Raw genomic sequence first — 26,086 nt, 5'->3', positions numbered from 1 at the left:
GTTACCAGATATAGCCGAGCCCCAGCCCGGCATAGAGTTCCCCCTGATGCTGGACAAGGGGGCTGTCCGCGATGTCGCCGTCATAGCGCTCGTAGTTGATGCCAAAGCCGCCGATCCAATTGGCGTTGAAGCGATAGCTGCCGATGAGGGAGACCATGGGGGAGAGGGTGGTGCCGGTGTTCCATGCCGGCCTGTCCGCCCTCGCTTCGTCTTGCGAGACACCGCCGAAGTAGTAGTTGGCGAGGTTGTGGCTGCGCAGCATGACGCCGGCCCCCGGCATCAGCAGCAGCGGGCCGCGAATGATGGGGAAGTTGGCCCACAGCATCAGCTCCTGGCCATTGCTGGTGCCGGTCACGTCGCTGGTGGCCCGCACGCTCCAGAGGGCATAGGGGGTGATGAGATCGGCCCCGATCCCGGCCTCGAACTCACCCTTGCGCTTGTCGAGGCCGTGCAGGAAGGGATCATCGTCCGGATCCAGATTGCCAAAGCGCATCCGGCCGAAGGCGTAGGTGGAGAGGCCGCCATTGCGGCTCAGGTAGTAGCGGGCCCGATCCCCCAGATACATGAGGTTGTCGCCAAAGTAGAGGGCACCCGGGATCGGCAGCAGGGTGTCATCCTGGTGCTGGTAGCGGGCCTGACCGCCGATGACGGCCCCGCCCAGCACCAACCCTTTGGGAATGGGGCTGTCGGGGCTGTCGCTGGAGAAGGCGCTGAGCGCCCCGATATCGAGGTCGGCCCGGGCCGGCAGGGTGGTCAGGAGCAGAGCTGCCAGCCCCGTCCGTATGAGCATTTGCAATATCTTCATGGACACTCCGTTGTCATCGATGGCCAGGCACGACTATCGCATTATTTGGGCACGGCGGGCAGCTCTTCGCGCTTGGGCCAGGCATTGAGCACCGCCTTGACCAGGGTGGCGAGGGGGATGGCGAAGAAGACCCCCCAGAAGCCCCACAGGCCGCCAAACACCAGCACGGCAACGATGATAGCCACCGGATGCAGGTTGACCGCCTCGGAGAAGAGCAGAGGTACCAGCAGATTGCCGTCGAGGGCCTGGATCACCAGATAGGCCACCATCAGCCAGGTGAACTCGGGGGTCAGCCCCCACTGGAACAGGGCCACCATGGCCACCGGCACCGTCACCGCGGCGGCGCCTATGTAGGGGATCAGCACCGAGAAGCCCACCGCCACCGCCAGCAGCGCCGAGTAGCGCAGCCCCATCAGGGCGAATGGAATATAGGTCGCCACTCCGACGATGAGGATCTCGATCACCTTGCCGCGGATGTAGTTGAGGATCTGCTCGTTCATCTCCACCCAGACCCGGTTGACCAGGGTGCGGTTGCGCGGCAGGAAGCGACGCAGCCCTCCCATCAATATCTCTTTGTCCTTGAGCATGAAGAACACCATCAAGGGCACCAGGATGGCGTAGATGAGGATGGCCACCACGTTGATGAGGGAGCCGAGGGAGGCGGTCACCAGCTGCTCGCCCCCGCTCAGGATACGCTGGCGCATGTTGTCGATGACGGTCTCCACCAGGCTGACATCGACCAGCTCGGGGTACTGCTCCGGCAGGGTGCGCACATAGTCCTGGGCATGGGAGAGCATGGCCGGGGACTCCTTGGCCAGGTTCAGCCCCTGGCTTGCCAGGGTCGGGATGAGGCCGAGAAACGCCATGGCGGTGAGGGCGATGAACAGCAGCAGGATGAGGCTGGTGGCCAGGGTGCGGGAGAGCCCGGCCCGCTGCAGCCGGCTCACCGGCCACTCCAGCAGGTAGGCCATCACCAGTGCGACCAACAGTGGCGCCAGCAGATCGCCAAACAGCCAGAGCACGGCGAAACAGGCCGCCAGCAGCAGAAACAGGGTGACGGCATCGGGATCGGAGAAACGGGTCTGATACCAGCGCTTGATGACTTCTAACATGGCGACATCCTTTACGTTACTGGGGCTGGCTGTGGTGCCTGGCCCCGACCACCAACTGCAAAGAGAGGGTATTGTCCGGCGCTTCCTGCAAGGTGAAGGGGTGACCCTGGCGCTGCAGAAAGGCGGGAATGTCCTGCCGGGAGCCGGCATCGGCCAGCCGGATGGCGAGGGCTTGACCGGTTTTGGCCTGGCGCAACCAGAGCTTGAGCCGGATCAGCGGCTCGGGGCAACGCCAGGGGGTCAGGTCGAGGTATTCCATGGAGGCTCCATCGCGCGTGATGGCGGCTATTATGGCCGTGATGAGAGCACGAAACAACGCTTGTAGCCCTTGATGGGCAAGGGTATTCTGCCGGTGTCCCGGTAGGGTCTGATTGGAGATAGAGATAACGTGGCACGCTTTTCCCCCCTGATGGCATCGCTCCCCCTGCTGGCTTCCCTGATGGGCGCCACTTTCCATGCCCAGGCCAGCAACCAGCTTCCCGATATCGGCACCGCCGGGGTGGCCGCCCTGCCCATCGAGCAGGAGGTGCGCTACGGCAACGCCTTCATGCGCTTTGCCCGGGCCGGTTTGCCGATCATAGATGATCCCGTGTTGAGCCAGTACATCGACGATCTGGGCCAGCGGCTGCTCTCCAACGCCGACGGGGTGCGCTTCCCGTTCACCTTCTTCCTCATCAACGACCCCAGCATCAACGCGGCCGCCTTCCTCGGCGGGCGGGTCAAGGTGCACACCGGCCTGTTTCTCTATGCCGACAGCGAGAGCGAACTCGCCTCGGTACTGGCGCACGAAATCACCCACGTGACCCAGCGCCACATCGCCCGCTACATGGAAGCGCAGGCGAGCAGCTCCGCCATGACCCTGGCCGGGCTGGTGGGCTCCATTGCGCTCGCGGTGATCAACCCCACCGCAGGGATCGCCGCGCTGCAGACCACGCTGGGTCTCTCCATGCAGTCGGCCATCAACTACACCCGCGACAACGAATACGAAGCGGACCGGATCGGCATGAAAACGCTGTATGACGCCGGTTTCGATCCCATGGGCATGGCCAACTTCTTCCAGAAGCTGGCGGCCGAGTATCGATATGCCAGCAAGCCCCCTGAGATGCTGCTGACTCACCCGCTGCCGGAGACCCGGATCAGCGAGGCGCGCGCCCGGGCGGGCAGTTATGGCCGTCGCAATCTGCCACCCAGCCTCGACTTCTGGCTGGCCAAGGTGCGCATTCAGGTGCGTTTTGGCACCGAGAGCCCGCAGGCCCTGCTCACCTATTTCGACAACCGGTTGCAGAAGGGGGACTACCCGCTCAAGGATGCGGCCATCTACGGCAAGGCGCTGGCGCTGCTGCAGCTCAAGCGCACCGACGAGGCCGACGCCCTGATGCAGGAGCTGGCGACTCGCCACCCGGAAGATCTGTTCGTGGTGGACGCCCTCACCGACATCGATCTGGCCAAGGGGCGCAGCGCCCAGGCCATCGCCCGGCTCGAGAAGTTCCGCACCCGCATGCCGGACAACGAAGTGGTGGTGGTGAACCTCGGCAACGCCTACCTGGAAGGGGGCAACTACAAGAAGTCCATCGCCATTCTCGACCCCTATGCCCGCGAGCACGAAGAGAACAACCTGGCCTGGAGCCTGCTCTCCGATGCTTATCGCAAGGCGGGCAGGATGACCGAGCTGCACATGGCACGGGCCGAGATGCTCTCCCTGCGCGGTGACTACCAGGCGGCCATCGACGAGCTGATCGTGGCGCGCGGCACCACCAACGACAAGTTGACCCTGGCAAGGCTTGAGGCACGGATCACCGAGCTGGAGCGGGCCAAGAAGGATCTCGACAGCCTCAAGGGCTGACGGGCCAGCGGCTCTCACGCACGACAAGGGCGCACCAGGGGGCGCCCTTGTCGTTGATGCAGGTTGCCGATGGGCAACAACGGGGGGAAGGGTGGGGAAACAGAGCGGCCGGCGGCAAGGGGTCAGGCTCAGTGGCCAGCCGGCTTGACGGATTCCTTGAGGGCCTCGAGCTGCGATGGGGTGAGCTCCCCCACCAGGCTCTGCAGGAGTTTTCCTTTGCCATCGAGCAGATAGCTGGTGGGCAGCCCGGCGGGGCGAGGGAAGGGGAGGCTCGCCTCCTGCCGTGGGATGAGCAGCGGCACTCTGATGTGGTACTGCCCGGCCAGTTTGCGAAGCTCGGCCGGTGTGGTCGGGTCATAGTTGACCATCACCACGGCGATCTCTCCCTCCCGCGCCAGCGCCTCCAGCAGCGGCAGCTCCCGCAGGCAGGGGGCACACCAGGGGGCGAAGTAGTTGACCAACAGCGGCTTGCCGGCAAAGTCGGCCAGGGCCACCGGCAGGTGCTGGCTGTCGGTGAACTGGGGGGCCGGGCTGCAGGCCGTCAGCAGACCGGCCACAATCAGCCAACAAATTCGTTTCAATTCCTGCACTCTCGCGCTTACCCTGACCATCAGTTTCCCCTACAATAGCGCCGTTTCTTGTCCCATCTTGCGATTAATCAGGGAGTTATCATGAGCGAGACCCAAATCTACCACAATCCGCGCTGCTCCAAGAGCCGTGAAACCCTGGCCTTGCTGGAACAACACGGGATCGCCCCGGCTGTGGTGCTCTATCTGGAGCAGGCCCCGAGCGAGGAAGAGATCCGCACCCTGCTGAGCCAGCTGGGATTCAGCGATCCGCGCCAGCTGATGCGCACCAAGGAAGATCTCTACAAGGAGCTGGGTCTGGGCGAGGTGAATGGCGACGCCCTCATTCGCGCCATGCATCAGCATCCCAAGCTCATCGAGCGCCCCATCGTCATCAAGAACGGCCAGGCCCGCATCGGCCGCCCCCCCGAGCAGGTGCTGGAGATCCTCAAGTGAGCACCCGCTTCGCCCGTCTGCTGACCCTGGTCGGCTTTTTCGGCCTGCTGGGCTGGGTGCTGCTGTGGCACCTGTGGCTCTCGCCCCACCCAGACCTCAACCCCTGGCTGCTGCCGGTGATCTGGACGGTGCCGCTGCTGTTCCCGCTCAAGGGGATTGTGCAGGGCAACCCCTACACCCACGCCTGGGGCAACTTCGTGCTGATGCCCTACTTCCTGCACGCCCTGACACTGATCACCACGGATGAAGGGGAGCGGTGGCTGGCGGTAGTGGAGCTGCTGCTCACCACCCTGGCCTTTGTCGGCACCATCTATTACGCCCGCCTGCGCGGCCGCGAGTTGGGGCTGAGCATTCGCAAGAAAAAGGATGCCGACAGCTGACCCGCTGAGTTTCTACCCCGGCTTGCAGGGGAAAACGGGCTGTCGCTGCGACCACAGTGCAGAGCGCGCCCCAAATAAAAAGTCCCTGCCTTGGCAGGGACTTTTTTTATGGCCTGAGGGGCCTTGGCTACGCTTGCCGTTCGCTTAGAAATTAATGGTCAGCTGGGGCGATTTGACCGGGGTTGCTTCAGAGGTATAGACATATTGATGGCCGGGAACATTATAACCAGTATCAAGCACGAAGCTTAATCTTGGCTGTTCATAGGTATCGCCATTCCCCGTTTTTGCCCTGTCCAGGGCGGCATTGAACAGGTTAGTCACATCAAGCCAGATCACCTGTTGATCCGTGTCGAAGGTGATTAGATCGCTGAACTTGGGCTGCATCTCTTTCCAGCCGTTTTGCCGCATCGCCCAGGTTGAGGCGTTGGCGCTGAAGAAGTAGTAACTCCAGTAACTGTAAATTCCAATGTTATCAGGAGTGTCTTTCTGTTCGAGTCGGAATGAAACCGAGCGCGGTTTTCTATTGCCATATTTGGCGACGTATTCACCCAGGTTGAAGGAGAGAAATCCCCAAGTCATGGCAGGATAATGACTCCCATCAGGCCCCATGTTCAGGTAAGTCTCTTGAACTTGGCTGACCTGTTTTGGCTCATAAGTGTAATAAGCCATGTCTTCATCGGCAAAGATGGCATAGGTGCCATCGCTTCTGACCTCATGGGGCTTGTTATATTCCCCTTCTGCAGCGCAATAGTTCTTTATGGTGACCTGACTTGATGGTGCACCGAGACGAATATCAAGACCTCGCTTAGGTGTCAGCGTCACATTGCCCAGTTGTCCTGAATTGATCAGGCGCTTGGCATCGCTATCCGGATCCAGCGCGTCCTTGGTATAGCTCAAGGTGGCGGGATACTCTTTCATGGTCAAATAATAGGGAACGAATTTCCCCTCGGCGTCCGTTTTATTCACCATGGCAATGTCTTTATTCAAGATGTTGTCATGGAGGGTGGCGGAATTATTCTTCGCCGTGACGATCAGGGAGATGCTATCCACAACCCCTTTTCCCCCCTTGAATGAAATGCTCGGGCGCTTGCTGTTCAAGCGGTCGTACAAATACATCAAGGGCACGTCATCGGTGACTACCGTATACAGCTTGGAACTGCTGCCATTGGTAGACATAGCGGCATAGGAGAAGCTGTCATTATTGCCGTCTATATCGTGAAGGTTGGTGAACTGCGGGGTGACATCAGCACTGACCAGATATTTGATCTTCAATCTCCCGGTGAGATTGATGCCGGTATTCTCGGTCGTGTTCCAGCCACTCATGGTCAAGCCCGACTTGGCATTACTTGCCAGCACGACGTTGGAGGGGATGAAGGTGGTGACCAGCTTGTATCCCTGGGAGCTGGAGCGATCGCTATAGGTCTTGTCGACACGGACCTTCGGGGTGGTCAACAGGGTGAACAAGCCCATGGGCTCATCATAGAGCGGGAACGAAATATCACTGGCACCATTTTCGCCAAAATCTTGCCAGGCGGTGGACAAACTGCCCGGCATTTTCAGTTTGACCGTGATGCCAGGATCTGAGGAGGTCGTTTCACCCCGCAAATACACCTCCGAGAAGGAGATTTGTGGAATGATTGGGCTGTAGCCGGGCACGGCCGCCGCCTGTGTTCCGAAGATGGATCCCACGCCAGACAGGGTGCCAGCCAGTGCCTTGAAGCCTGCCGTTACACTGCTTCCCCCCGGAGCTAACTCCATCATGCCGCCCAGAAAGTCGCCTGCGGCACCCAGGGCATCGCTGGCCACGGCATTGGAGGTGGCGGAGTCGTTGATGCCGCCGAAGACATTCTGCAGGTCGGAGAGATTGCTGACGGTATAATTGCCGGCCTGTTCCAGGTTGTCGCTCAAGCTACCCGAGACATCCATCAGATAGGCCGCCGGATCGCCGATACCCTCGTCGGTGATATTCTGCGAGATACCGGTGGCATGCCCATACAGTTCAACATTGGCGATCGCTTTTGGACTGATTTTGATGTTCAAGTGAATTTCATCTGAACCGGCGGAACAGGGATCCAGATTCACATGAAAGTCGGTCACCCCCCAGCCACCATCCTGCGCGTTATTGATGGCGCCAAAGCCGGTCTTGCTGCTGGAGTAAAATCGGGCATCCGCGCTCTGGTTGCTGTCAAAGAGCTTGGATTTGCCAGTGGTGGAGAGCGTCACCGCAACGCCGGTGCCTATGGTGTAGCCAGGGAAATATCCCATCACCCGCAGTTTTGCCGTCATCCGGTTGTAGAGAATGAGGTAGGGGTATTGGTTGGTCGAGAATGCATCATCCCCATCGGCTGACCAAGCGGACTTCGCATTGGCATAATGCTGCATCTTGTAGCCAAGATTGAATTTGAGGAGCTCCCAACCGCTATTTGGGTCCATGTCGGGTATTTTATCTGCGATGGATCTGGCTGCCTGCCTGGTGCAGCCTGTGGCGGGAGGAAGCTGATTACCCGGGCCCATGATATCCGAGGTGATGACTGCGCCACCCGGAATATTGTAGAGCGATTCTATTTCGCAGATATAAAATGGGCTGATCATCAGCTCATCTTCTCCGCTTATCGAAGACATGCCAACTTGCAGGTGTTGGGTGCGCCAGTCGAAAATATTTTTGCGCTGTTGTTGAATTGCCGCTGCCGTATTTGGGTAGCGCGCATAATGACGGCTTCCTGTTTCCAGCGAGCATCTATATCCAGCGGGGTGGCTGCATGCGCCATCAATGGAAGCATGGCACTGACGGCCATCCATAATGTTGAATGCCTGATCTCCATTATCATAATTCTCCAGGTTTTAATCGCTATTGTAAAATCTTACAATTGACAGATATTGAGAATATTATTCTCGTAATGAATATGTCAGCGGGTTTTAAATGAAACATATCCATTACCGTGAGGGTAATAATTAATGCTGGCTAGTCAATGACTTTTTTATTATTTTGGAAGTCATGGATAATAGCGGTGGCATTCGACAGGCGTTTTTATATGAAAATAATGTCAGTCAGAACTGGTGTGGCATCATTTATGTGGAGCCTTCATTGGCGTTGATTTTTTTGCAGCCAGAACGATATATGAAAATATATATTCAATGAATGAAATCTTTTCCATCAAGGGTCACTGCCAAGCAAATATTCCTTACCCCAGCTCAACCGGAGTTATGCTCTCGTGAAATACAGGGAGCGAAAGAGAGTGTGTTTGCCGTCATTTCGCGGGGTACTCATGGCTGCGGCCGTTCATCCCCGCCACGATAGTGGACCAGCTGCTGCACGCTGAACTGCATCAGCTGAGGATAGAAGCGCAGAAAACCCGCCTCGCACCCTTGCCATTGCGCTCCCTTGAGGGTGAGCAGCGCATCGCCGAGCGGCAGGGGGCGGCGCAGCCGGCGGCCGATGCCGTTGAGGGCCTGCGCCAGCCCCTCTTTGTGCTGATAGGAGGCGATCCAGTTCTGCTCTGCCATCCGTCTGAGGGGCAGCGGCAACCCATCCGGCAGGCGGTCTGCATCCACCAGCAGGTGCCGGTAACTCTGCTGCAGGAAGCGGGGCAGGGCCTCGTCATGAAACTGCGGCCAGTGCAGGCTGAGCCAGTGGTCGTAGAGCATGTCCACCAGGATGCCGCCAAAGCGGCGCCAGGGTGCCTCGAAGCAGGCCACCGCCGCCCTGTGTTCGGGGTGGCCATCGGTGAAGGCGTCTATCTTGCGGTGCAGCCAGATCCCCTCGTCAAATTGCGCAGCGAGGCCGGTGGGCAGGGCACCCTTGACGAAATCCCCAAGCAGGTTGCCGGTGAGGGAGCTGTGGGTATGGGCTGCCAGATGCAGGTGAGCCAGATAGTTCATGAGAGGGGGAACCAGCCAAAGGGATTGCCGCTGAGCCTAGCGGATCCGGCGGCCCTTGCCTATGAAAACGGCCGCCTGGCCGTGAGGAAGTGCTTCCCTCCCTGACCGTCGGCTGGGTAGAGTGCAGCATGGCTGCCGCTTGACGGCGCACATCAACCTCACGAGGAGCATGCCGCATGTTGACCCTGATCGAAGGGGCCGAACTCTATGGTCCGACCCCGCTTGGCCGCCAGGATCTGCTGATGGCCGATGGCCGCATCGCCTGGCTCGGGCAGGGATTGTCTGTTCCCGCCGACTGGCCGCTGACGCGGGTGGACGGTCGCGGCCGCTATCTGGTGCCCGGACTGGTGGATCCGCTGGCCCACATCACCGGCGGTGGCGGCGAGGGGGGCTTTGGTTTTCGCACGCCGGAGCTCTCGGCAAGGGAGGCGCTGAGCGCCGGGGTCACTACCCTGGTGGCGGCGCTTGGTACCGACAGCTTGACCCGCAGCCCGGCCCAGGTGCTCGGCAAGGTGCGCGAGTTTCGCGCCGCCGGGGTGAGCGCCTTCATGTATACCGGCTCCTACCATCTGCCGGTCAAGACCCTCACCGGCACGGTGGAGTCCGACATCATGCTCATCCCCGAGGTACTGGGGGTGGGGGAGGTGGCCATCAGCGATCACAGATCCAGCGCGCCGACCCACGACGAGCTGGCCCGCCTGGTGAGCGAGGCGCGGGTGGCCGGGCTGCTTGCCGGCAAGAGCGGGGTCAGCTTCTTTCATCTGGGGGACGGGCGCGGGGCGCTGGCACCGCTGCGGGCCCTGCGCGATGGCACCGACATCCCGCTGCGCCAGCTCTATCCCACCCACTGCAACCGCAATCCCTGGCTGTTTGCCGAGGCCATCGAGTGGGGCCGGGCCGGCGGCTGGGTCGATCTCACCACCTCGAGCTTCCCGGATCTGCTGGACGATGGTGAGTTGCTGGCGTCCGACGCCCTGGTGGCGCTGCTGGCGGCCGGGGTACCTGCCGAACGTATCAGCTTCAGTTCGGACGCCAACGCCAGCCTGCCGCGCTTCGACAGCGAGGGGCGTCTCATCGAGCTGCGCTGCGGCCAGATAGGCAGCTTGTGGCAGGCGATGGTGGAGAGCTGCAGCAAGGGGATCGCGCTGGAGGTGGCGCTGGCGGTGGTGACGGCCAATCCGGCCAGGGCGTTGGGGTTGGCGGCCAAGGGCACGCTGGCGGTGGGGCAGGATGCGGATCTGCTGCTGATCGACCCCGACACGCTCACCATCGAGCGGGTGATGAGCGGCGGCCGCTGGCGCAGCTGAATATCGGAATTGATGGGGAATCTGTGAGGTCAGGCCACCCCTCTTGTAAACAACAAGCCCGGCAGCAGTGCCGGGCTTGTTGTTGACCGTGGGCCAGTCAGCGGGTCGAGATCAGATGGCCAGGAAGCCCAGGATCAGGATGGGGCCGAGCAGGCTCAGGATAAAGCCGGAGACGATGGCCACCGGCACTACCTGGATGCCGCCGGATTTCTGGATCACCGGCAGGGTGAAGTCGAGGGCCGTGGCGCCGCCATAACCGATGGCGGCGGAGGGGTGGCGGCGCATCAGCACCGGAATGATCAGGATGGCGATGAGCTCGCGCCCCAGATCGTTGATAAAGGCGGCGGAGCCCAGCACCGGCCCCAGCTTGTCGGCCACCAGGATGCCGGAGAGCGAATACCAGCCGAAGCTGGAGCTGAGGGCCAGGCCGTGGGCCAGCGGCATGCCGAGCAACTGGGCGGCCAGCAGGCTGCCGAGCCAGCTGCTGACGATGACGGTGGCGGCGATCTTCATGCCCCAGGGGTTGAGCAGGATCTGGCGCAGCCGCATGCCGGAGTTGCGCATCTGTACCCCGATGAGAAACAGCAGCAGCATCAGGGCCCACTCGCTCCACTTGTCGATGGGCAGGGCGCGCAGGTCCACCAGCAGCCCCAGCAAGACGCCGCCCAGCACCACGAAGCAGAGCTGCAGCGACTCCCACAGCAGGTGCAGCTTGCTCGGCATCTGGCCGTCGCTGGCTTCATGCGTAGGAGGGGAGCGCCGATCCAGCCACCAGAGGGCCAGCAGGTTGCACAGGGTAATGGCGGCGAGCATGACGCCAGCCACCTTGAAGATCACCGCCAGGTTGCTGCCCAGGTTCTCCACGTAGGCGAGCCCCAGCCCCATTAGGAACAAGATGAGATAGACCATCTTGCCCAACGATTGATTGACCAGCTTGATCAAACGGGCGGAGGAGAGGGGTACCAGATAGCCGATCACAAGCGGCAGCAGGATCAGCAACACATTGAGCAACATCGGGGCCTCGATCACAAAAACTGACAAAAATGACACCTTATCATCACTTATTGGCCCTGTGTCACATATTTGTGTGTTTGTCTGCCTCATCCGGAACTTTTTTATCGATTTGTTATGTTTATGGTATGAAACGAGGCCCCGTTTCGGGGCATCTACCCACCCTGGTGCAACCCGAAAACGGCGCGAGTCGGCGATTTTTCAACGGGATGCGAGGGCGGGTCGGGTGAATAAATCCACTTCGGCTGCCTTATGGCATGATGGGCGGAATTTTCTTGCCAGTAGTGCGCTACGGGTATAAAAAGGCGGTGTCGTCGAACCGGGTTGATTAGCATTTTATGCAGACAAAGTGCTGAAAAATACCTGTTTGGCCAATAAAAATACAGACAAAACACCAAAGACCTCGGTTCTGTATTGTTTTTTGACTATCCGAGTGATATTTTCGCTGAAGGTTGCCATCGGTTAACTTTTTGTTAAATAAGCGATGGCGTGAGTCACGCCCCAGCGGCGTCTAGGGACAGACAAGGTTGTAATGGATGAGCGACGTTGCCGCACTGGAAGTTCGTGATCTGCACAAGTATTTCGGCACCCACGAAGTGCTCAAGGGCATCGATATGACCGCCCACAAGGGGGATGTCATCTCCCTTATCGGCTCCTCCGGTTCGGGGAAGTCGACCTTTCTTCGCTGTATCAATCTGCTGGAAACACCCTCTTCCGGCACGGTTTCCCTCCATGGCGAGCTTATTCGCATGAAAACCAACCGCACCGGTGAACGTCTGCCGGAAGACATGCGGCAGGTGGAGCGCATTCGCAGCCGGCTGGCCATGGTGTTTCAAAGCTTCAACCTATGGTCCCACATGACCATCATGCAGAACATCATCGAAGTGCCGATCCAGGTACTCAAGGTGCCCCGCGCCGAGGCCATTGCCAAGGCGGAACACCTGCTCAACCGGGTAGGGCTGTGGGAGCGGCGTGACTACTACCCGGGCCACCTCTCCGGCGGTCAGCAGCAGCGGGCGGCCATCGCCCGGGCGCTGGCGGTGGAACCCGAGGTGATGCTGTTTGACGAACCCACCTCGGCGCTCGACCCCGAGCTGGTGGGCGAAGTACTCGGCCTGATGCGCGAGCTGGCCGAAGAGGGGCGCACCATGCTGGTGGTGACCCATGAGATGTCGTTTGCCCGCGATGTGTCGAACAAGGTAATGTTTTTGCACCAGGGCCGCGTGGAGGAGGAGGGCAATCCCAAGGAGATCTTCGCCCATCCCAAGTCCGAACGGTTCAAGCAATTCATCTCCTCCATCTATTGATGGCCGGAGCTGAGCCCAACAATCTGCAATTGCAACAGTCGATGACTTTATCAAGGAGAGATACATGAACAAGCTGATGCTGGCGACTGCCATGGTTACTGCCCTGTCCTCCGGCAGCCTGATGGCCAAGGAGTGGAAAGAGGTGCGGATCGGTGTCGAAGGAGCCTACCCCCCCTTCTCCTGGACCGAGCCGAGCGGCGAGGTGAAAGGCTTTGACATCGACATCGCCAACGCCCTGTGCGAGGAGATGAAGGTGAAATGCACCCTGGTCAAGCAGGACTGGGACGGCATCATTCCGGCGCTGCTGTCGCGCAAATATGACGCCATCATCGCCACCATGGACATCACCGAAGAGCGCAAGAAGAAGGTGGACTTCACCCAGAAGTACCAGCACATTCCGGCCCGCTTCGCCGCCAAGAAAGGCACTGACGTGAAACTGGAGAAGGCCTTCATGGATGGCAAGACAGTGGCCGTGCAGCGCGCCACCTCCATGGACACCTTTATTACCGACAACTTCCCCAACGCCACCATCAAGCGTTACGGCACCGCCGATGAGGCCTATCTCGACCTGAAATCCGGCCGCGTCGACTACGTGCTGGCCGACTCCGCCGCCATCAGCGACGGTTTGCTCAAGAAAGAGGGCGGCGATGCGTTCGAGTTTGTGGGCCCGAAACTGACCGATCCCAAGTGGTTTGGTGAAGGCGCCGGCATCGCGGTGCGCAAGGCCGACAAGGATCTGAAAGAGAAATTCAACGCCGCCATCCTGGCGCTGCGTGCCAACGGCAAGTACAAGGCGATCAACGACAAGTACTTCGACTTCGACGTCTACGGCGAGTAACTTCCAAGGCTCGCTGCCAGAGGCAGGAGCCAGGGCGTGACACGCACAATAGCGACAGGTTGACCCTCGTCTGTAGTCATCGGGCCCGTCGTCTCTCGCCAGGGAGTGATGGGCCCGCTTAGTTGCGATGGAACTGCATATGTTTGATTTGAAAGGATACGAAACCTCCCTGCTGGAGGGGGCCTGGGTCACCCTGGAGGTGGCGCTGGCCTCCCTGCTGCTGGCGCTGGTGCTCGGCATGCTGGGGGCGCTGGCCAAGCTCTCCCCCTACAAGTGGGCCCGCGGCTTTGCCACCGCCTATACCACCGTCATTCGCGGCATTCCCGATCTGGTGCTGATGATGCTCTTGTTCTTCGGCGGTCAGGTGCTCATCAACAACCTCTGTACCTGGGTCAACGAGACCTACAACAACTACCTGCTGGCGAGCAACCCCAACCAGGAGTGGGTCTCCCTGCTGCCCGATTACATCGACATCAGCCCGTTTGCAGCCGGGGTGGCCACCATAGGCTTCATCTTCGGCGCCTACATGACCGAGACCTTCCGCGGCGCCATCCTGGCGGTGGACAAGGGCGAGCTGGAGGCAGCCCGGGCCTTCGGCATGCGGGCAACCCAGGTGTTTCGTCGCATCCTGTTTCCCCAGATGATGCGCCACGCTCTGCCTGGGTTTGGCAATAACTGGCTGGTACTGCTGAAAACCACTGCGCTGGTCTCCATCATCGGGCTCGATGACATGGTGCGCAAAGCGTCCCTGGCGGCGGGCTCGACCCAGCTGCCCTTCACCTTCTACATGGCGGTGGCCCTGATCTTCCTGATCTTCACTGCGGTCTCCACCTCGGCACTGAAATGGGCCGAGCGTCACTATGCGATAAAGACGAGGTAAGCCATGGATTTCTCAATCATTCTCAGCGAATGGCCCACCTACTGGCAGGGCCTCTACACCACTGTACTGCTGGTGGCCGCCTCCCTGACCCTCGGGCTGATGCTGGCGGTGCCGCTCGGTATCCTGCGCAACAGCCGCAACTGGCTGATCAAGGGGCCGATCTGGGCCTACATCTACTTCTTTCGCGGCACCCCGCTCTTGGTGCAGCTGTTCATCATCTACTACGGCGCCGCCCAGTGGGAGTGGCTGAAAAACAGCGTCGCCTGGGATCTGTTTGCCGAAGCCTGGTTCTGCGCCCTGCTGGCGTTCACCCTGAACACCGGGGCCTACACCGCCGAAATCGTGCGCGGGGCCGTGCTCAACATGCCCAAGGGGCAGATTGAGGCGGCCAACGCCTTCGGCATGACCCGCTGGCAGACTCTGACCCGGATCATTTTGCCCAACTCGTTTCGCCGGGCACTGCCGGCCTACAGCAACGAGGTGATCTTCATGCTGCAGGGCTCGGCGGTGGCGGGCATCATCACCATCGTCGATCTGACCGGCGCCGCGCGGATCATCAACTCCCGCTACTACAGCCCGTTCGAGGCGTTCCTGACCGCCGGCCTGCTCTACATGCTGCTGACATTCGTCATCGTCTGGCTGTTCAAGAAGTGGGAAGCCCGCTGGCACGCCCACCTGCGCCCCCGCACCGTGTAATGGCCATAAAAAAAGCCCGCAATTGCGGGCTTTTTCATGGGTCAAGATAGGGGCAAGCATCACAGCATGCCGAGGGGCGTCAACATCTCGTCTGCCATCAAGCCAAGCGAGCTCAGTACGCCGAGGGCACCGACAAGCCCGGGGGCGTTAAGGGTCTGCTTGCCCTGTTTGATTGGCATGCGCTGCTTGTCGTGCTGCTGGATCTTCTGTGCCACGGCCATGGCCCCGATCTCCAGATGCCGATAGAAGCTGGCATTGATCTGGGTCAGGTGCAGCAGGGATTGGCGCATGCGTTCGAACGTCGCGTTGCAGACCGGGCTCTGCTTGTGCCAGAACTTCTCCAGCGTGCCGCGGGTGGTGAGCCCCGGCAGATCGTAGAGGGCGCGCCCCATGCAGAAGGTCGGCACATCGTGCAGCAGGGCGGAGAGGCCGACCGTGCTGTTGATGGTAATGACGCCCTTGAGCAGGGGATAGAGCGCCGGCAGCGGCAGGTCATAGCCATAAAACACCCGCCCTTCCAGCCCGAGCAGGGTGACCAGCCGGTTGATCTGGGACTGGTAGCTGACGTAACCACGGTCCATGGGGTGATGTTTGAACAGCAGCACATCTTCGCTGCGGGCATGCTCGGCAAACGAGTTCATCACCTGTGCCACCATCTCCTCGACACCGCTCAAATCCGAATGCTCACGGATCTGGAAGTCCTCGGTGACCTGCAGGGGAACGAAGAAGATATGCCCCTTGTGTGCCGGCAGGGCTTTCAGCAAACGGCGGTCTGCCCAGCGGTAGCGCCACTTCACCAAGCCGCCGGCAACCCAGCCGCTGGCCTCCTGGTAAAGGCTCCAGGGTCTGTGATTGACGAAGTGGGGGTAGCGCCAGCGAAACAGGCTCTTGTTGATGTGGTAGCGGCTGGCATACCAGGCTCGTCTGGCAAAGGTCTTGCCCACCTGCAACGGCGCCTGGTAGGGCTCAGGCCATTGCATCTCCGCCAGCTTGTCACGCTTGGCATAAAGCGGGCTGAAGGCGTTGACCCCCCCTTGCTCCAGCGTCACGTAGTCGGGGCGCAGGTACCCCTCTTCCATGGCCCAGACGGCAATCTTTTTCTGCTTGCAGATGCGAATGGCTTGCAGATGGTAATAACGGCAGTCACCGTAGCAGACCAGGCTGTCGATACCGTTGCGCTTGATGAAGCGGCGAAAAAAAGTGTTCCAGCTCTCCGGTTTGCCGGTAAAGCGCTCGTTATGGCCGACACAGGGCCAGCACTCATCCCCACCGTTGAAATGGATCTTGTACACCTGATGGCCGGCATCGCTCAGCACCTGGCTCAGGGTCTGAAAGAAGGGGCCCAGCGGTCCTTGCAACAACAAAATCTTCATGTACGACTTATCTCATGAGCTGGGGGAGGGAAGGGCGCTGCCACAGAGTCTGGGTCAGGTAACTCAGCTTGAGCTGCCAACGTTGCCAGCGGCCAGCCTTTCGGGCCGATGAGTGGCCCTGCTGTGCCAGCTGGCGGATCAGCTGCTCCGGACTTATCCAGAGGCCAGTCTGCCAGTCGATATAGAGCGGATAGGCCACCAGGGTCAGATAGACCAGAGCGGCCAAAGGCAGGGTTCGTTGCCGACGAGCAGGAGGGTGGGCATCCGTGGTCAGGCCCCAGCCACTGTAGAAGGGTTGACCCCAGGTCGTGACCTTGACCCCTTGCACCAGCGCCTCGAATCCGCTCAGCGAGGTCATGGTATGCAGCTCGTCCACATGGGGATAGAGGCTGGTGAGGCCAATATCGAGTACCTGGCTGTCGACGCACTCCGCCAGGCAGGCTGCCGAGATAGCACCGGCCCGGTTGCCTGCCACCACATCCGGATGCGGTTTGTAGATGATATGGGCCTCGGGTTTGGCGGCCCGTACGGCCCACAGCAACTGCTCGTTGCTGCGAATGGTCGGACTACCGGTCAGGATGGAGGCATCCCCGTCGACCTGACCCACCACCAGCACCCGCGTGCGGCCATCTGACGGCGGCGTGAATGGCTGTACTGTGCCCACATTGTATTTGCTGACGCCGTGTCGCTTGAGCAGCTCAAGCAGAGCCTGGCCTCGCATGACCTCCTGCTCGGTCAGTTGCTGGTAATTGAGCAGCTGCTCGAGCCCGCTTGGGGTGCGACAGTCAAAGTAGATCCCCACCGGATCGATGGAGAGGGAAGAGGGACGACACAGGTTGGAGCCCAGCCCGCGAGAGCGGATAAAACCATCTTCCACCCGAATGGCCGAGGTGAGATCGGGATGCCGGCTGCCCCAGACCAACACCTGCTCATCGCCGGTCAGCCGCTTGGGAGGCTTGCGAACAAAACGAAGCTCCTCGGCCAGGTGATGACAAAACGCCTGCATAAAGGCGCGCTTCCACAGCGAAAAACCGACCAGATAGAGCCTGCGCCAACGGGGAGCGGGCTTTTGCTGGCGGGCGATGATGGCGATCACCTCTTCCACTTCGCAGCGCTGGCCGAGCACGGGGTCAAGGTAGCGCGGGTAGTGGATCAAGGCCGCCGCCACCAACTGGGCCAGCGACACCGGCAGGTTGCGACGCTCACACTGCTTGCTGTCGTGGGTCAACCCCCAGCCGGCATAAAACGGCATGCCGAAGCAGTAGACCGGCTTGCCCAGCAGCAGGCCCTCAAAGCCGAGCTGGGATGAGACGGTATAGACGGCATCCACCAGGCTCAGCAGCGCGTGGGGATGACAATGGTCGGCCACTATCTCCACATCGCTCAGCTTCAGCCTGGCCAGCACCCCGCTCTTCTTGCCAAAGCGGGTATCGGGATGGGTGCGCAGCAGCAGACGGGCATGGGGGTGGTTGCGACGTGCCGCTTCCACCATGGCAACAAAGTCGGCTTCGCTGGCCAGTGCGCCGGGGATGGAGAGATCGCCGGCCACCTGATCGACCAGCAAGACTCTGGGCCTGGCGTCTTGCAGCAGGCGTTGAGCCAGTGCTGCCGGTAGCCCTTTCACTTCGGCAACCGACGGGCTGCGGGGCCCGGCGGCCGAGGCGGTATCGGGGCGACTGGCATAACAGTTGTACTTGGTCACCCCAAGGCGTACCAGTTCGCCTATCAGTCGCTCGGCACGCGCCAGCGTGCCGGCATCGCAAGGGGTAGCGATCAGCTGTTCGAGCCGGCTGGGTTGGCGGGCATCGTAATAGATGCCCACCGGATCGGCGATCAGCGACACCGCCATCCCCCCCTTGGCGGGGTGGCCGATATAGCCGATAAATCCATCTTCCAGTTGCCAGTAGGGCAGGCCCAGTGCCTGTGCCTGCTGCTTGATCTGGCGGGTATTGGCCTTCTGGCCCCAGCCGATCAGCACATCACCCGGTTGTGGGTCATCAGGGGATGTGAAGCGAGCCAGAGGCTGGTCCAGGCAGGCACCGATCTGGGCGCTGCGAGCCATAATGCCGCCGGATTGTGTCCATAGAGTCATGCAAATTGCTCAGATAAAAAGTTCAGCGAGACCTGGGGTTGAACATGTCTCTGAAAAAAGCCCGAGGGTTGAGGTAGAGCTTGCGCAACTTGCGCCACAAAGGGCGCTTGGGTTTGATGCCATCCTGCCAGCGAAGCAGACCCGGATACTCCTGCACCGGGTAGCCAGCCTCCTCCTGCAAGCGGATCATCCACTCACGAAAATCGGGCAGCTCTCCACCAAGGTTGTTGCAGGGCACCACGGGCCCTTTCAACGGGCCCCGCTCTGCCTCGCTGCGGGCCAGCATCTGCTCGAGCAGCTGATCATTGCCTGCCCGCCGCTTGTGGTATGGGTGGGTCAGGGGGCGCGGATGCCACTGGTGCACCAGAAATCGGCCGGCAAACAGATGGGGCAGCGCATAATAGCTGAAATAGCGCCGAAAGCCCTGATAATCACCCGGATGCTGGGCCTTGATATTGAGGGCATAGTCATCCGGCCTCGGCCCGATGGGGTAGTGACGGGTGAGGCGGTCTATCAGTTCGAGATCTTCGCCGCCATGGCCGACAAACTGCTCATCAAAGCCCCCCAGCTGCAAAAACCACTCGCGGTTCATCAGCAGACAGCTGCTGGCCAGGGCGATTCCCTCCACTCGATGATTCTCCCCGCGCAAGAAGGACTCCAGGCAGCCCTGAAAATCACCGTCAAAGCGCTCCGTCTCTTCCTTGGTCAGATAGAGGCAGGGGTACATTTCAAAAAAAACATTAGACCTTTCTAACTTACATTTTTTTACATCAATTTGATTAATAAATCCTTTAGGATATAACAAGTCTAAATCTAAGAAGAAAATGAATTCGGATTTAATGTTTCTAACAACGAAGTTCCTTGCTACTCCTGCGGAGTAGCAAGGAACTGAATTCATTGTGTGAATAAAAACATTCGAATGTGGAAAATTAATGTTAGTACTAGGGAGTTCTTCTGCAATAAAAAAATCTATATTATCTTCAGTTGTGATTTCTGATAGCAAATTAGATAATCGCTTCTCATCATCACAATGATCTCGAGCTTTAAATGGAGTTATTATAGAAATTTTTTGCATGTTTATTAACGTAGTTTTTCTGAATGTGGCTATATAATACTCAACCGTTCAATAACTATACTTCCCGCTTTACCCCAAGACCATTTCTCACAGTCTTTCAATGCAAGAGATTTTACTTTTAAAGTATGGAGACCAGGCGTTAAGTCAATGACTATCTGTTGTGTCTCCTTCCATGACGAAGCATCTTTAATCCAAACTTCCTCATTATCAAGTTCAATCACAACAGCCATTCTTCCAAGAAGTTTTGGGTTTGCAAAAGGCGTTCTTAAGTTCACGACAAGTTTTTTATCATTGACGACTTCTATTGGTGCTATAAGTGAAACATAGTCCCCTTTCAATGGACCGCTGTCAATCAGGTTAAACATCGCAGAGAATTGCTTTTTAACAGAGTTAAATCTAGGTATATTACCCTCTTTGATAGAACCACTGATGAAGTTTATATTATCAAATAATATTGCATTTTTAGTGATATGTATATCTTTATCAAAAACAGATGCTGCGTGGTATGTATTATTAACTCCCCAGTAACCTAATATAGGCCAATTATCTTCACACATCGAAAGATAAAATCTATTATCTTTACGAACATCATATGGAATGGAAAGCAATTCTTTTAGAAAATATCTACTATTAAAAAGAATATGTGTATCAAAGGCCAAGTCTGACTCTAGTAGAATTAGGGAATGCCATATGCCCATTCTATATTCCCAGTAGAACAAATCAAATGGGTCATATCCAGATGGCAAGTTTTCATAAGAAACCTCATTAAAAAAATGCTCAAATAACGTTCTTACTTCATCATCATTTTTAGCCTTCTCTGAATAGCAGACTATTGCGTCATTTAATGAGAATTGTTCGCTTTTTATATTGTAATGATCTCGGTAAAATACTCGTCCTATTTCTAATAGGTTTGACCTTAGATGAAGATAGTTTTTATGACCAAATCTATTCATCAACTCAAGCGCGATACTAGCTTGGTGTGTAATATGTGACTCTTGTAGTATTTTGGCTTGTAGCTTTCTTGCAATATCAGAATGTTCCTGATCAACTTTAAAAAGAGTGTGGTTTAAGTTTAAATTCAAGGCTATATCTGACACGACATTTTTATCTACACTTAAAATGTCACTACTTTCTCCCTTTCCACCATAATATGTAAAGTAGTCTATCTCATTTGAATGTAAACGTGTTGCGGCTAATGTTACTCTGCTATCAATACCCGCACTAATAGAACACAGAAGTTTGTTTTTATTAATTAGTTGACGGACTTGATGCATAAGATGTTGTGATAGCATCTTTCTAGATAAATCGATATCTTTAGATGGCTGTAAATCATCTCTAGGAAAAAATCTAACTAATGAGTTTGATGATGAGTTCAGATAGTGATTCGGAATTAATTGATAAACATCATCATAAGTTGTTATATTTCCTGGGAGATGATAGCTACTATATTTACTAAGGAGGTAACCATATTTGTTTTTGGAAGAATTAATTGCATGTGATAAAAGAGATGGATGTGATGCGTAGTAATTTGACTTTAATTTAGTGTAAAATACACTTCTCATTCCACATGCATCATTAATAACCTTAACTGGTTTATTATGAGCTCTGTAAATTATAGCGAAACGGCCATTTATTTTGTCTAACTCTTCAAAAAAAGATACTTCTGAAGTATTCAAAATAGTAAGTAAGTTTTGGGAGCATACATCATTGTTATTATCGTAAACATAGATCGCTCTACCAATTAGAATAAGAAATGATGAGCTGTCTTCAGCAAGTTGGCAACTATAACTATTATCATGTTGTAATGTAAATTCTTGTATTTCATGTTTATCCCAGTCTTCTAACATAACTCCATTTTCAGTTGATGGAGAAAAAATAAAACCATTACAATATCTTGTAAAGTCGCAATTGTTATTTAAATTAACCAAAATGAACCTCAATGGATATAGACAGGATTTTATATGAGCTTTTAATTTACTTCTTCAATAAGTTTTGAAAAAAATTCTTCATAATATTCATCTATATAGTGATATGGGGATAGCCCCCATATATGATTACTATTTGCAATAGTTAATTGAGGAGGGAGAGAAATCAGTGAGGCATTATTTATATTTGATTTTAAATAGTCATATCCAAAAGATAAAAGACAATTTATGCTCTTGTTTCGTTGACATTTTTCATCACTAAATTTTTTAATTTTACCACTTTCAATAAAGTAATCTGAAAAAAAGGCTCTATGAATAATTATTTTTGATGAGGGAAAATCTTCGTTAAATATAGAGCATAGTTTTTCTAGACTATGAAGAAAAAGTGCTTTCCTTTTTTTATCATAGAAGGATATACGCTCATTGGAGACAAGGGATTTATGATTAGCATAGTATTTTACAAGTTCATCCGAGAAAGTGATATAACTTCCATCTTGCACTTTTACTATATCAAAGCGCTCTTCAATCAAGTCTACACATATTGCATAAGGGTTATGAGTAGCCACTTTTAATAGAGTAGTTTTTCTAAAGTCATTAATAATTATTTGATTAAGCCATTCTGATTGTGCTGATAGTAATTTCTCATCAATTTCTAGTGGAGAACTAACTAAGCTTATAATAGATGCCCTTGGATAATAGGCATGCTTTACATCTAAAGAACCATCATTATACTTGAATGCATCTTTGGTAACGCAAGAACCTAAAATAGCTATTTTTTTCATAATTAAATATTCATTAGTATTTTGTAAAAGCGGTTGCCCTTGAATAAGGGCTTTCATTCAAAATTATATTCGGTCTCTTCATGATATCTAATAAAAATAGTGCTCTTGATTTTGCGGAGTAATCTTTTTTAAATCTAGCCGTTATAGCCCTTGATGCTTCCATGGCAAAATCAAAATCATTGACTAAGTTGTTGATGTAAGGTTTTAAGTCGTCTATTTTTTTCTTTATTTCTATCTCAGGGAAGACTTCTTTCATATCGTCTTCACCCAATGCAACTATTGGTAACCCCGAAGCTGCATATTGAATGACTCGACTTGGAAATTGGAAATAACCTAAGTTCTCTAATCCATCAAAATAGTATTCATCAAGGCCTATATAACTTTCAAAGTATTGAGGGATACTTATTCCGAATTTAGCAAGCTGCAACTGCTCACTGATTTTATTTATATTGATATAGCCATCTCTGATGTTTCCACCATGCATTCCATTAAAATCACTGTCAAGTAATCCGAAAATTTTAATATTGCAATCTAAGCCAGCGATTTCTTTATAGCGTTTGTGCCTTACGGCACCGTGCATATTTCCAAGAAATATACCATCAGTTGTAGAGTATTCAGGAGCATAGACATTTGGTAATGCGACATTATCTGTCCAGAAAGGAAAGTTAACACCAGCCTTATGCCCCTTATCTTTATAAAAACTTAGAACTCGTTCGCTACCACAGTGTAAAATGATATCGTATTCATCAACGACTTCACCATAGCATGTTTTGTAGAGAACAGGATCATCTGAAAGCCATATTGCAATTGCTGCATGTTTTTTAATTTTGGCAAGCAATGCTTTGTTAAGATTCATCGGCCTGAATGAGATGACAAGATCTACGGAGCTATCAATGTATTTTTCAATAGCTGCTTCCATCACTTCAATATGTTTTGGGTCAGAAATCATGGAGTGACCATGTAGAATCAGGTCTGTATATATCACCTCGTGGCCCAATTCTGTAAAGGCTCTTTGCAAGCTTTCACATAAATGTCTTTCTAGAATTGTGTCAAACAATACGATTTTCATTATATCCCCACAACACTGTTTGTTTTATAAAGAAATGCCTGATGTGATACTTGCTTCTGTGGGTACACCAATATGCTAAACGGATCACAGGAATATATCGATGGTTCTTTATTTTCTTTTGCTGACATAGACAAGGCTGACTGCCAAATGTCATAAGTTTCTACATATGAATGAATACTGCTCTTGTTAAAGACTGAAAGCTTGTCATCTTTCATCTTGAAGAAGCTAGCTTTTGTAATAATATCAGCATTTGTAAATTTGAACGGCAATAGTAAATCAAATACATAATTATCGAAATAATGGTACTTATCACTCATAAATACAGCGTATGACTCACTATCAGAAATAGATAATGCTTCGTCAAGGGATCCTACAACTGAAAGGCTGTCATCAGAGATAGAGCAAGACTCGCTATTAATTACAATTATTTTATTTATATTGTACTGGTTGTATAGTTTTTGTCTCTTGATAGATGTTAGCATCCTTTTAATGCTAACGTCATCGCTTGCAGATACAATGACATTGAAAGATTCGGTAGCTCTCTGTACCGTGAGACCGAGTTCTTTTGCAATAGATTCTGCTCTGTCTAAGTAAGTGCAATATGCATGTATATATCGATATCCTAAGTGACTCTTTTTGTACCAGAATATTTCATCGCTTAAGAGTTTCTCTGCAGCCAGATTAGCTTCTTCTTTATTTTTTACAGTAAGAACAAGACCCGGTAATTGCTCAAAAATTGCCTTAGATGTCGTTGAGATTATTGGTGTACCAGACGCCAAAATTTCATAAACACGTCTCGACATCATGCTTGGCGAATTTGTAATGGTATTGACATTTAAGAAAATATTAAATTTCTTATAAGTATCCATCATTTCATTAAATGGTATACTTGGTTTTAGATAATCATTATATTTTTCTGGGAACTTGTACCGATCACTATCGGAGCCTGAGGCCCTGTCATATATAACGCCATTCCGGCCTTCAAGTGTAGACAAGACAACATCCATTTGGTCTCTTCTATCACCGTGATCATGTGCGTAGTATGTTCCTGCAAAGCATATATCGCCCAAGCACATGCTGTTTCTACCAACAGGATTACAAGAGCTTGTTTCAGCTGCGAATGGTAACCCATAAACATTGCTGTTGTAGGTGTCTCTCTTATAACTATCTACTTTATTTGTGTCAGTTGTGAAGATGAAGTCACTTTCCTTTGCAATATTAATGAAGGTGTCATAATGCATAGGGTCTTCTTTATTCCAAAAAACAATTGGAATATTCTTCTTCTTTAAACGGGATAGCGCATCTAAAAAACGCTGAGCATTTATATGTGAAAAATTTGGGGATGTTTGAGCATACAGCCAAGTGCCTTGGTTTGCATTCCAACAGCTTTCCATGAAGAAAAAATCAAAATCACCATTTTCTATTTGATCAATATAATCGTCATAGGAGAGAGGTGTGGTGTTAAATACTGCTGACCAGCACGCATGAGAAATTGGGTCAAGCAGGCTTAGCACTTTTATGTTCTTTGTACTATCAAATGAACGAGTTCTGACTTGTATTGAGGTCGCTGCAGGAGATTTAGATCTTAGTTTTCTACGCTTAACCTCCTCTCTTAACTTATATAGTTCAATTGGCAACTTAATTATGCCGGATATTGATTTCTTACTATTAATAAGGGTTGAGCCAAGACGATAACTGATTGAGTTTTTGGCATTGAAGTGAGCTTTATTTGACTTGGAAAGCTCTTGCTCCAATTTATTAACTTTATTCAGAAGGGCAGGTACAGTTTTTTCAGAACCAATTACACCAGATAATGGTGACATGTCTTGAAGCGACTCGAAAATTGTACTCTTAAAATATACTCGAGAATTTGGATTCCAGGACCGAATGCCCACCTTAAAGGTCTTTATGACTGGTGGTAATGTGACATTGCAGCTGAAAATATCAAATCCATTAATGTCATTGACATACAAATAATAACCTGCGACAGGTGACAAACCAAATCCGTTTCCGTTCTTGTATTTTTCATCAAGAGTATGCTCACCAAAATCGAAGCATATTAGAGCAGACTGGTTGCTATCGCCATCAATATAGCATGGGATATGTATGGATAGTTTTTTACCAGGGTTTACATATTCTTTTAACCAAGTCGTATTTATATAACATGCTTGGTTGAGATCCCGTTTATGATTAGTTATTAAAGAGCTTGTTTTTAACTCGGTTGCTGAAATGAAATCTTTAGACTCGTTATTATGTTTCCATTTCTTTAAAATAACTTTTACTTTCTCTACATTGGAAGGTATTTTTAGTGTATCACTATAGGTATTATGCCCTTTTTTGATATGAATATATTTGTAGTTGCCTAGTACAGATGAGTTACTAATATTGTTAGCTTTTAGTGCCTCAAGTGAAGGCTTTGAATCGAGAAAATCAAAGCACATGCACATCCCATCTTTTTCATGACCAAGTGATGAATCAACGGAGAAGCTAAATGATGTGATGCCTTCGCTATTTTCAAAAATGCCAATTACATGTCCATCGTTTAATAAATTTAAATTCTTCACATCACTACTTTTAGTACTATTTCGTTGGCTCTTCTTATTTATTCTCTTCCGCATACCTGGTTCCATAATATATCAGATAAGTGTGCTATTGTGGTGCAGTATAACGTGCTGGAGGATGTCCCCCAG

At 53.5% G+C, this 26,086-nt stretch carries 22 protein-coding genes; 8 read left to right on the top strand and 14 right to left on the bottom strand.

What is annotated here, in order from left to right; all coding sequences use genetic code 11:
* Nucleotide 1: 1 nt before the first annotated feature.
* From G5134_RS08340 to G5134_RS08330, 3 genes are read right to left on the bottom strand one after another with little or no spacing between them, the layout of a single operon-like run.
* Nucleotides 2–790: a MipA/OmpV family protein gene (locus G5134_RS08340; protein ID WP_065018604.1), complete on the bottom strand. Its 789-nt coding sequence runs from the start codon at nt 788–790 to the stop codon at nt 2–4.
* 56 nt (nt 791–846) lie between these two features.
* Nucleotides 847–1,917 (bottom strand): AI-2E family transporter, encoded by a 1,071-nt coding sequence (locus G5134_RS08335; protein WP_017786655.1) that lies wholly within the window; start codon nt 1,915–1,917, stop codon nt 847–849.
* Nucleotides 1,918–1,933: 16 nt separating this feature from the next.
* The gene (locus G5134_RS08330; protein WP_065018603.1) at nt 1,934–2,176 is read right to left on the bottom strand and encodes a sulfurtransferase TusA family protein; all 243 of its coding nucleotides are present in this window, start codon (nt 2,174–2,176) and stop codon (nt 1,934–1,936) included.
* A 129-nt stretch (nt 2,177–2,305) separates the two neighbouring features.
* Here G5134_RS08330 and G5134_RS08325 point away from each other — a divergent pair, with 129 nt between their 5' ends.
* Nucleotides 2,306–3,760: a M48 family metalloprotease gene (locus G5134_RS08325; protein ID WP_010634365.1), complete on the top strand. Its 1,455-nt coding sequence runs from the start codon at nt 2,306–2,308 to the stop codon at nt 3,758–3,760.
* A gap of 128 nt (nt 3,761–3,888) precedes the next feature.
* Here the strand turns inward: G5134_RS08325 and G5134_RS08320 are convergent, their stop codons facing one another.
* A complete protein-coding gene (locus G5134_RS08320; RefSeq protein WP_421231963.1) occupies nt 3,889–4,371 on the bottom strand; it encodes a TlpA family protein disulfide reductase in 483 nt (160 codons plus the stop codon).
* A gap of 60 nt (nt 4,372–4,431) precedes the next feature.
* On the opposite strand from G5134_RS08320, the gene arsC reads away from it, so the two are divergent.
* Both arsC and G5134_RS08310 read left to right on the top strand, forming a co-directional pair.
* Complete coding sequence (arsC, locus tag G5134_RS08315) at nt 4,432–4,782, top strand: arsenate reductase (glutaredoxin) (RefSeq protein ID WP_373342008.1); 351 nt, start codon at nt 4,432–4,434, stop codon at nt 4,780–4,782.
* Nucleotides 4,779–5,162 (top strand): DUF2069 domain-containing protein, encoded by a 384-nt coding sequence (locus tag G5134_RS08310; protein ID WP_017779377.1) that lies wholly within the window; start codon nt 4,779–4,781, stop codon nt 5,160–5,162. The genes arsC and G5134_RS08310 overlap by 4 nt, the downstream gene beginning before the upstream one ends.
* A 144-nt stretch (nt 5,163–5,306) precedes the next feature.
* On the opposite strand, the gene G5134_RS08305 is transcribed toward G5134_RS08310, so the two are convergent.
* Complete coding sequence (locus G5134_RS08305) at nt 5,307–7,961, bottom strand: hypothetical protein (RefSeq protein WP_421231962.1); 2,655 nt, start codon at nt 7,959–7,961, stop codon at nt 5,307–5,309.
* 465 nt (nt 7,962–8,426) lie between these two features.
* Nucleotides 8,427–9,041: an ACP phosphodiesterase gene (locus tag G5134_RS08300; RefSeq protein ID WP_421231961.1), complete on the bottom strand. Its 615-nt coding sequence runs from the start codon at nt 9,039–9,041 to the stop codon at nt 8,427–8,429.
* A gap of 176 nt (nt 9,042–9,217) precedes the next feature.
* Here G5134_RS08300 and iadA point away from each other — a divergent pair, with 176 nt between their 5' ends.
* Nucleotides 9,218–10,348: a beta-aspartyl-peptidase gene (gene iadA, locus G5134_RS08295; RefSeq protein ID WP_421231960.1), complete on the top strand. Its 1,131-nt coding sequence runs from the start codon at nt 9,218–9,220 to the stop codon at nt 10,346–10,348.
* Between the two features lie 111 nt (nt 10,349–10,459).
* Here iadA and G5134_RS08290 read toward each other — a convergent pair whose 3' ends face one another.
* Complete coding sequence (locus tag G5134_RS08290) at nt 10,460–11,362, bottom strand: lysine exporter LysO family protein (RefSeq protein ID WP_010634358.1); 903 nt, start codon at nt 11,360–11,362, stop codon at nt 10,460–10,462.
* 533 nt (nt 11,363–11,895) lie between these two features.
* Here G5134_RS08290 and G5134_RS08285 point away from each other — a divergent pair.
* From G5134_RS08285 to G5134_RS08270, 4 genes are all read left to right on the top strand, one after another.
* Entirely contained in the window at nt 11,896–12,666 is a 771-nt protein-coding gene (locus G5134_RS08285; RefSeq protein ID WP_005299631.1) for an ABC transporter ATP-binding protein, read from the top strand.
* A gap of 64 nt (nt 12,667–12,730) precedes the next feature.
* A complete protein-coding gene (locus tag G5134_RS08280; RefSeq protein WP_005299633.1) occupies nt 12,731–13,504 on the top strand; it encodes an ABC transporter substrate-binding protein in 774 nt (257 codons plus the stop codon).
* A 139-nt stretch (nt 13,505–13,643) separates the two neighbouring features.
* The gene (locus tag G5134_RS08275; protein ID WP_005299635.1) at nt 13,644–14,384 is read left to right on the top strand and encodes an ABC transporter permease; all 741 of its coding nucleotides are present in this window, start codon (nt 13,644–13,646) and stop codon (nt 14,382–14,384) included.
* A 3-nt stretch (nt 14,385–14,387) separates the two neighbouring features.
* The gene (locus G5134_RS08270) at nt 14,388–15,080 is read left to right on the top strand and encodes an ABC transporter permease (protein WP_065018598.1); all 693 of its coding nucleotides are present in this window, start codon (nt 14,388–14,390) and stop codon (nt 15,078–15,080) included.
* A 59-nt stretch (nt 15,081–15,139) separates the two neighbouring features.
* On the opposite strand, the gene G5134_RS08265 is transcribed toward G5134_RS08270, so the two are convergent.
* From G5134_RS08265 to G5134_RS08235, 7 genes are all read right to left on the bottom strand, one after another.
* Nucleotides 15,140–16,453 carry a capsule biosynthesis protein gene (locus tag G5134_RS08265; RefSeq protein ID WP_408771828.1) on the bottom strand — a complete coding sequence of 438 codons (1,314 nt, stop codon included), beginning with the start codon at nt 16,451–16,453 and terminating at the stop codon, nt 15,140–15,142.
* A 7-nt stretch (nt 16,454–16,460) separates the two neighbouring features.
* Nucleotides 16,461–18,515, bottom strand: coding sequence for a capsular polysaccharide biosynthesis protein (locus tag G5134_RS08260; RefSeq protein ID WP_421231968.1), 2,055 nt, complete (start codon nt 18,513–18,515; stop codon nt 16,461–16,463).
* 52 nt (nt 18,516–18,567) lie between these two features.
* Nucleotides 18,568–19,620, bottom strand: coding sequence for a galactosyltransferase-related protein (locus G5134_RS08255; protein ID WP_421231959.1), 1,053 nt, complete (start codon nt 19,618–19,620; stop codon nt 18,568–18,570).
* Between the two features lie 29 nt (nt 19,621–19,649).
* Entirely contained in the window at nt 19,650–21,467 is a 1,818-nt protein-coding gene (locus tag G5134_RS08250) for a hypothetical protein (RefSeq protein WP_421231958.1), read from the bottom strand.
* A gap of 122 nt (nt 21,468–21,589) precedes the next feature.
* Nucleotides 21,590–22,384: a DUF6270 domain-containing protein gene (locus G5134_RS08245; RefSeq protein ID WP_421231957.1), complete on the bottom strand. Its 795-nt coding sequence runs from the start codon at nt 22,382–22,384 to the stop codon at nt 21,590–21,592.
* The gene (locus G5134_RS08240; RefSeq protein ID WP_335819781.1) at nt 22,341–23,396 is read right to left on the bottom strand and encodes a hypothetical protein; all 1,056 of its coding nucleotides are present in this window, start codon (nt 23,394–23,396) and stop codon (nt 22,341–22,343) included. Before G5134_RS08240 ends, G5134_RS08245 begins: the two co-directional genes overlap by 44 nt.
* On the bottom strand, nt 23,396–26,014 hold the full coding sequence (locus tag G5134_RS08235) for a CgeB family protein (protein ID WP_421231956.1): 2,619 nt from the start codon (nt 26,012–26,014) through the stop codon (nt 23,396–23,398). Before G5134_RS08235 ends, G5134_RS08240 begins: the two co-directional genes overlap by 1 nt.
* Nucleotides 26,015–26,086: the final 72 nt, after the last annotated feature.

It is taken from the genome of Aeromonas sp. 600276 (assembly GCF_049175815.1).
Classification (GTDB): Bacteria; Pseudomonadota; Gammaproteobacteria; order Enterobacterales; family Aeromonadaceae; genus Aeromonas; species Aeromonas dhakensis.
This window is presented reverse-complemented; position numbering and strand designations above follow the sequence as displayed.

What these genes read in the sequence shown, in the direction of transcription:
- G5134_RS08340 (WP_065018604.1), bottom strand. Translation starts at nt 790, where the DNA reads ATGCTCATACGGACGGGGCTGGCAGCTCTGCTCCTGACCACCCTGCCG.
- G5134_RS08335 (WP_017786655.1), bottom strand. Translation starts at nt 1,917, where the DNA reads ATGTTAGAAGTCATCAAGCGCTGGTATCAGACCCGTTTCTCCGATCCC.
- G5134_RS08330 (WP_065018603.1), bottom strand. Translation starts at nt 2,176, where the DNA reads ATGGAATACCTCGACCTGACCCCCTGGCGTTGCCCCGAGCCGCTGATC.
- G5134_RS08320 (WP_421231963.1), bottom strand. Translation starts at nt 4,371, where the DNA reads ATGGTCAGGGTAAGCGCGAGAGTGCAGGAATTGAAACGAATTTGTTGG.
- arsC (WP_373342008.1), top strand. Translation starts at nt 4,432, where the DNA reads ATGAGCGAGACCCAAATCTACCACAATCCGCGCTGCTCCAAGAGCCGT.
- G5134_RS08305 (WP_421231962.1), bottom strand. Translation starts at nt 7,961, where the DNA reads ATGGATGGCCGTCAGTGCCATGCTTCCATTGATGGCGCATGCAGCCAC.
- G5134_RS08300 (WP_421231961.1), bottom strand. Translation starts at nt 9,041, where the DNA reads ATGAACTATCTGGCTCACCTGCATCTGGCAGCCCATACCCACAGCTCC.
- iadA (WP_421231960.1), top strand. Translation starts at nt 9,218, where the DNA reads ATGTTGACCCTGATCGAAGGGGCCGAACTCTATGGTCCGACCCCGCTT.
- G5134_RS08290 (WP_010634358.1), bottom strand. Translation starts at nt 11,362, where the DNA reads ATGTTGCTCAATGTGTTGCTGATCCTGCTGCCGCTTGTGATCGGCTAT.
- G5134_RS08285 (WP_005299631.1), top strand. Translation starts at nt 11,896, where the DNA reads ATGAGCGACGTTGCCGCACTGGAAGTTCGTGATCTGCACAAGTATTTC.
- G5134_RS08280 (WP_005299633.1), top strand. Translation starts at nt 12,731, where the DNA reads ATGAACAAGCTGATGCTGGCGACTGCCATGGTTACTGCCCTGTCCTCC.
- G5134_RS08275 (WP_005299635.1), top strand. Translation starts at nt 13,644, where the DNA reads ATGTTTGATTTGAAAGGATACGAAACCTCCCTGCTGGAGGGGGCCTGG.
- G5134_RS08270 (WP_065018598.1), top strand. Translation starts at nt 14,388, where the DNA reads ATGGATTTCTCAATCATTCTCAGCGAATGGCCCACCTACTGGCAGGGC.
- G5134_RS08265 (WP_408771828.1), bottom strand. Translation starts at nt 16,453, where the DNA reads ATGAAGATTTTGTTGTTGCAAGGACCGCTGGGCCCCTTCTTTCAGACC.
- G5134_RS08260 (WP_421231968.1), bottom strand. Translation starts at nt 18,515, where the DNA reads ATGGCTCGCAGCGCCCAGATCGGTGCCTGCCTGGACCAGCCTCTGGCT.
- G5134_RS08255 (WP_421231959.1), bottom strand. Translation starts at nt 19,620, where the DNA reads ATGCAAAAAATTTCTATAATAACTCCATTTAAAGCTCGAGATCATTGT.
- G5134_RS08250 (WP_421231958.1), bottom strand. Translation starts at nt 21,467, where the DNA reads ATGTTAGAAGACTGGGATAAACATGAAATACAAGAATTTACATTACAA.
- G5134_RS08245 (WP_421231957.1), bottom strand. Translation starts at nt 22,384, where the DNA reads ATGAAAGCCCTTATTCAAGGGCAACCGCTTTTACAAAATACTAATGAA.
- G5134_RS08240 (WP_335819781.1), bottom strand. Translation starts at nt 23,396, where the DNA reads ATGAAAATCGTATTGTTTGACACAATTCTAGAAAGACATTTATGTGAA.
- G5134_RS08235 (WP_421231956.1), bottom strand. Translation starts at nt 26,014, where the DNA reads ATGCGGAAGAGAATAAATAAGAAGAGCCAACGAAATAGTACTAAAAGT.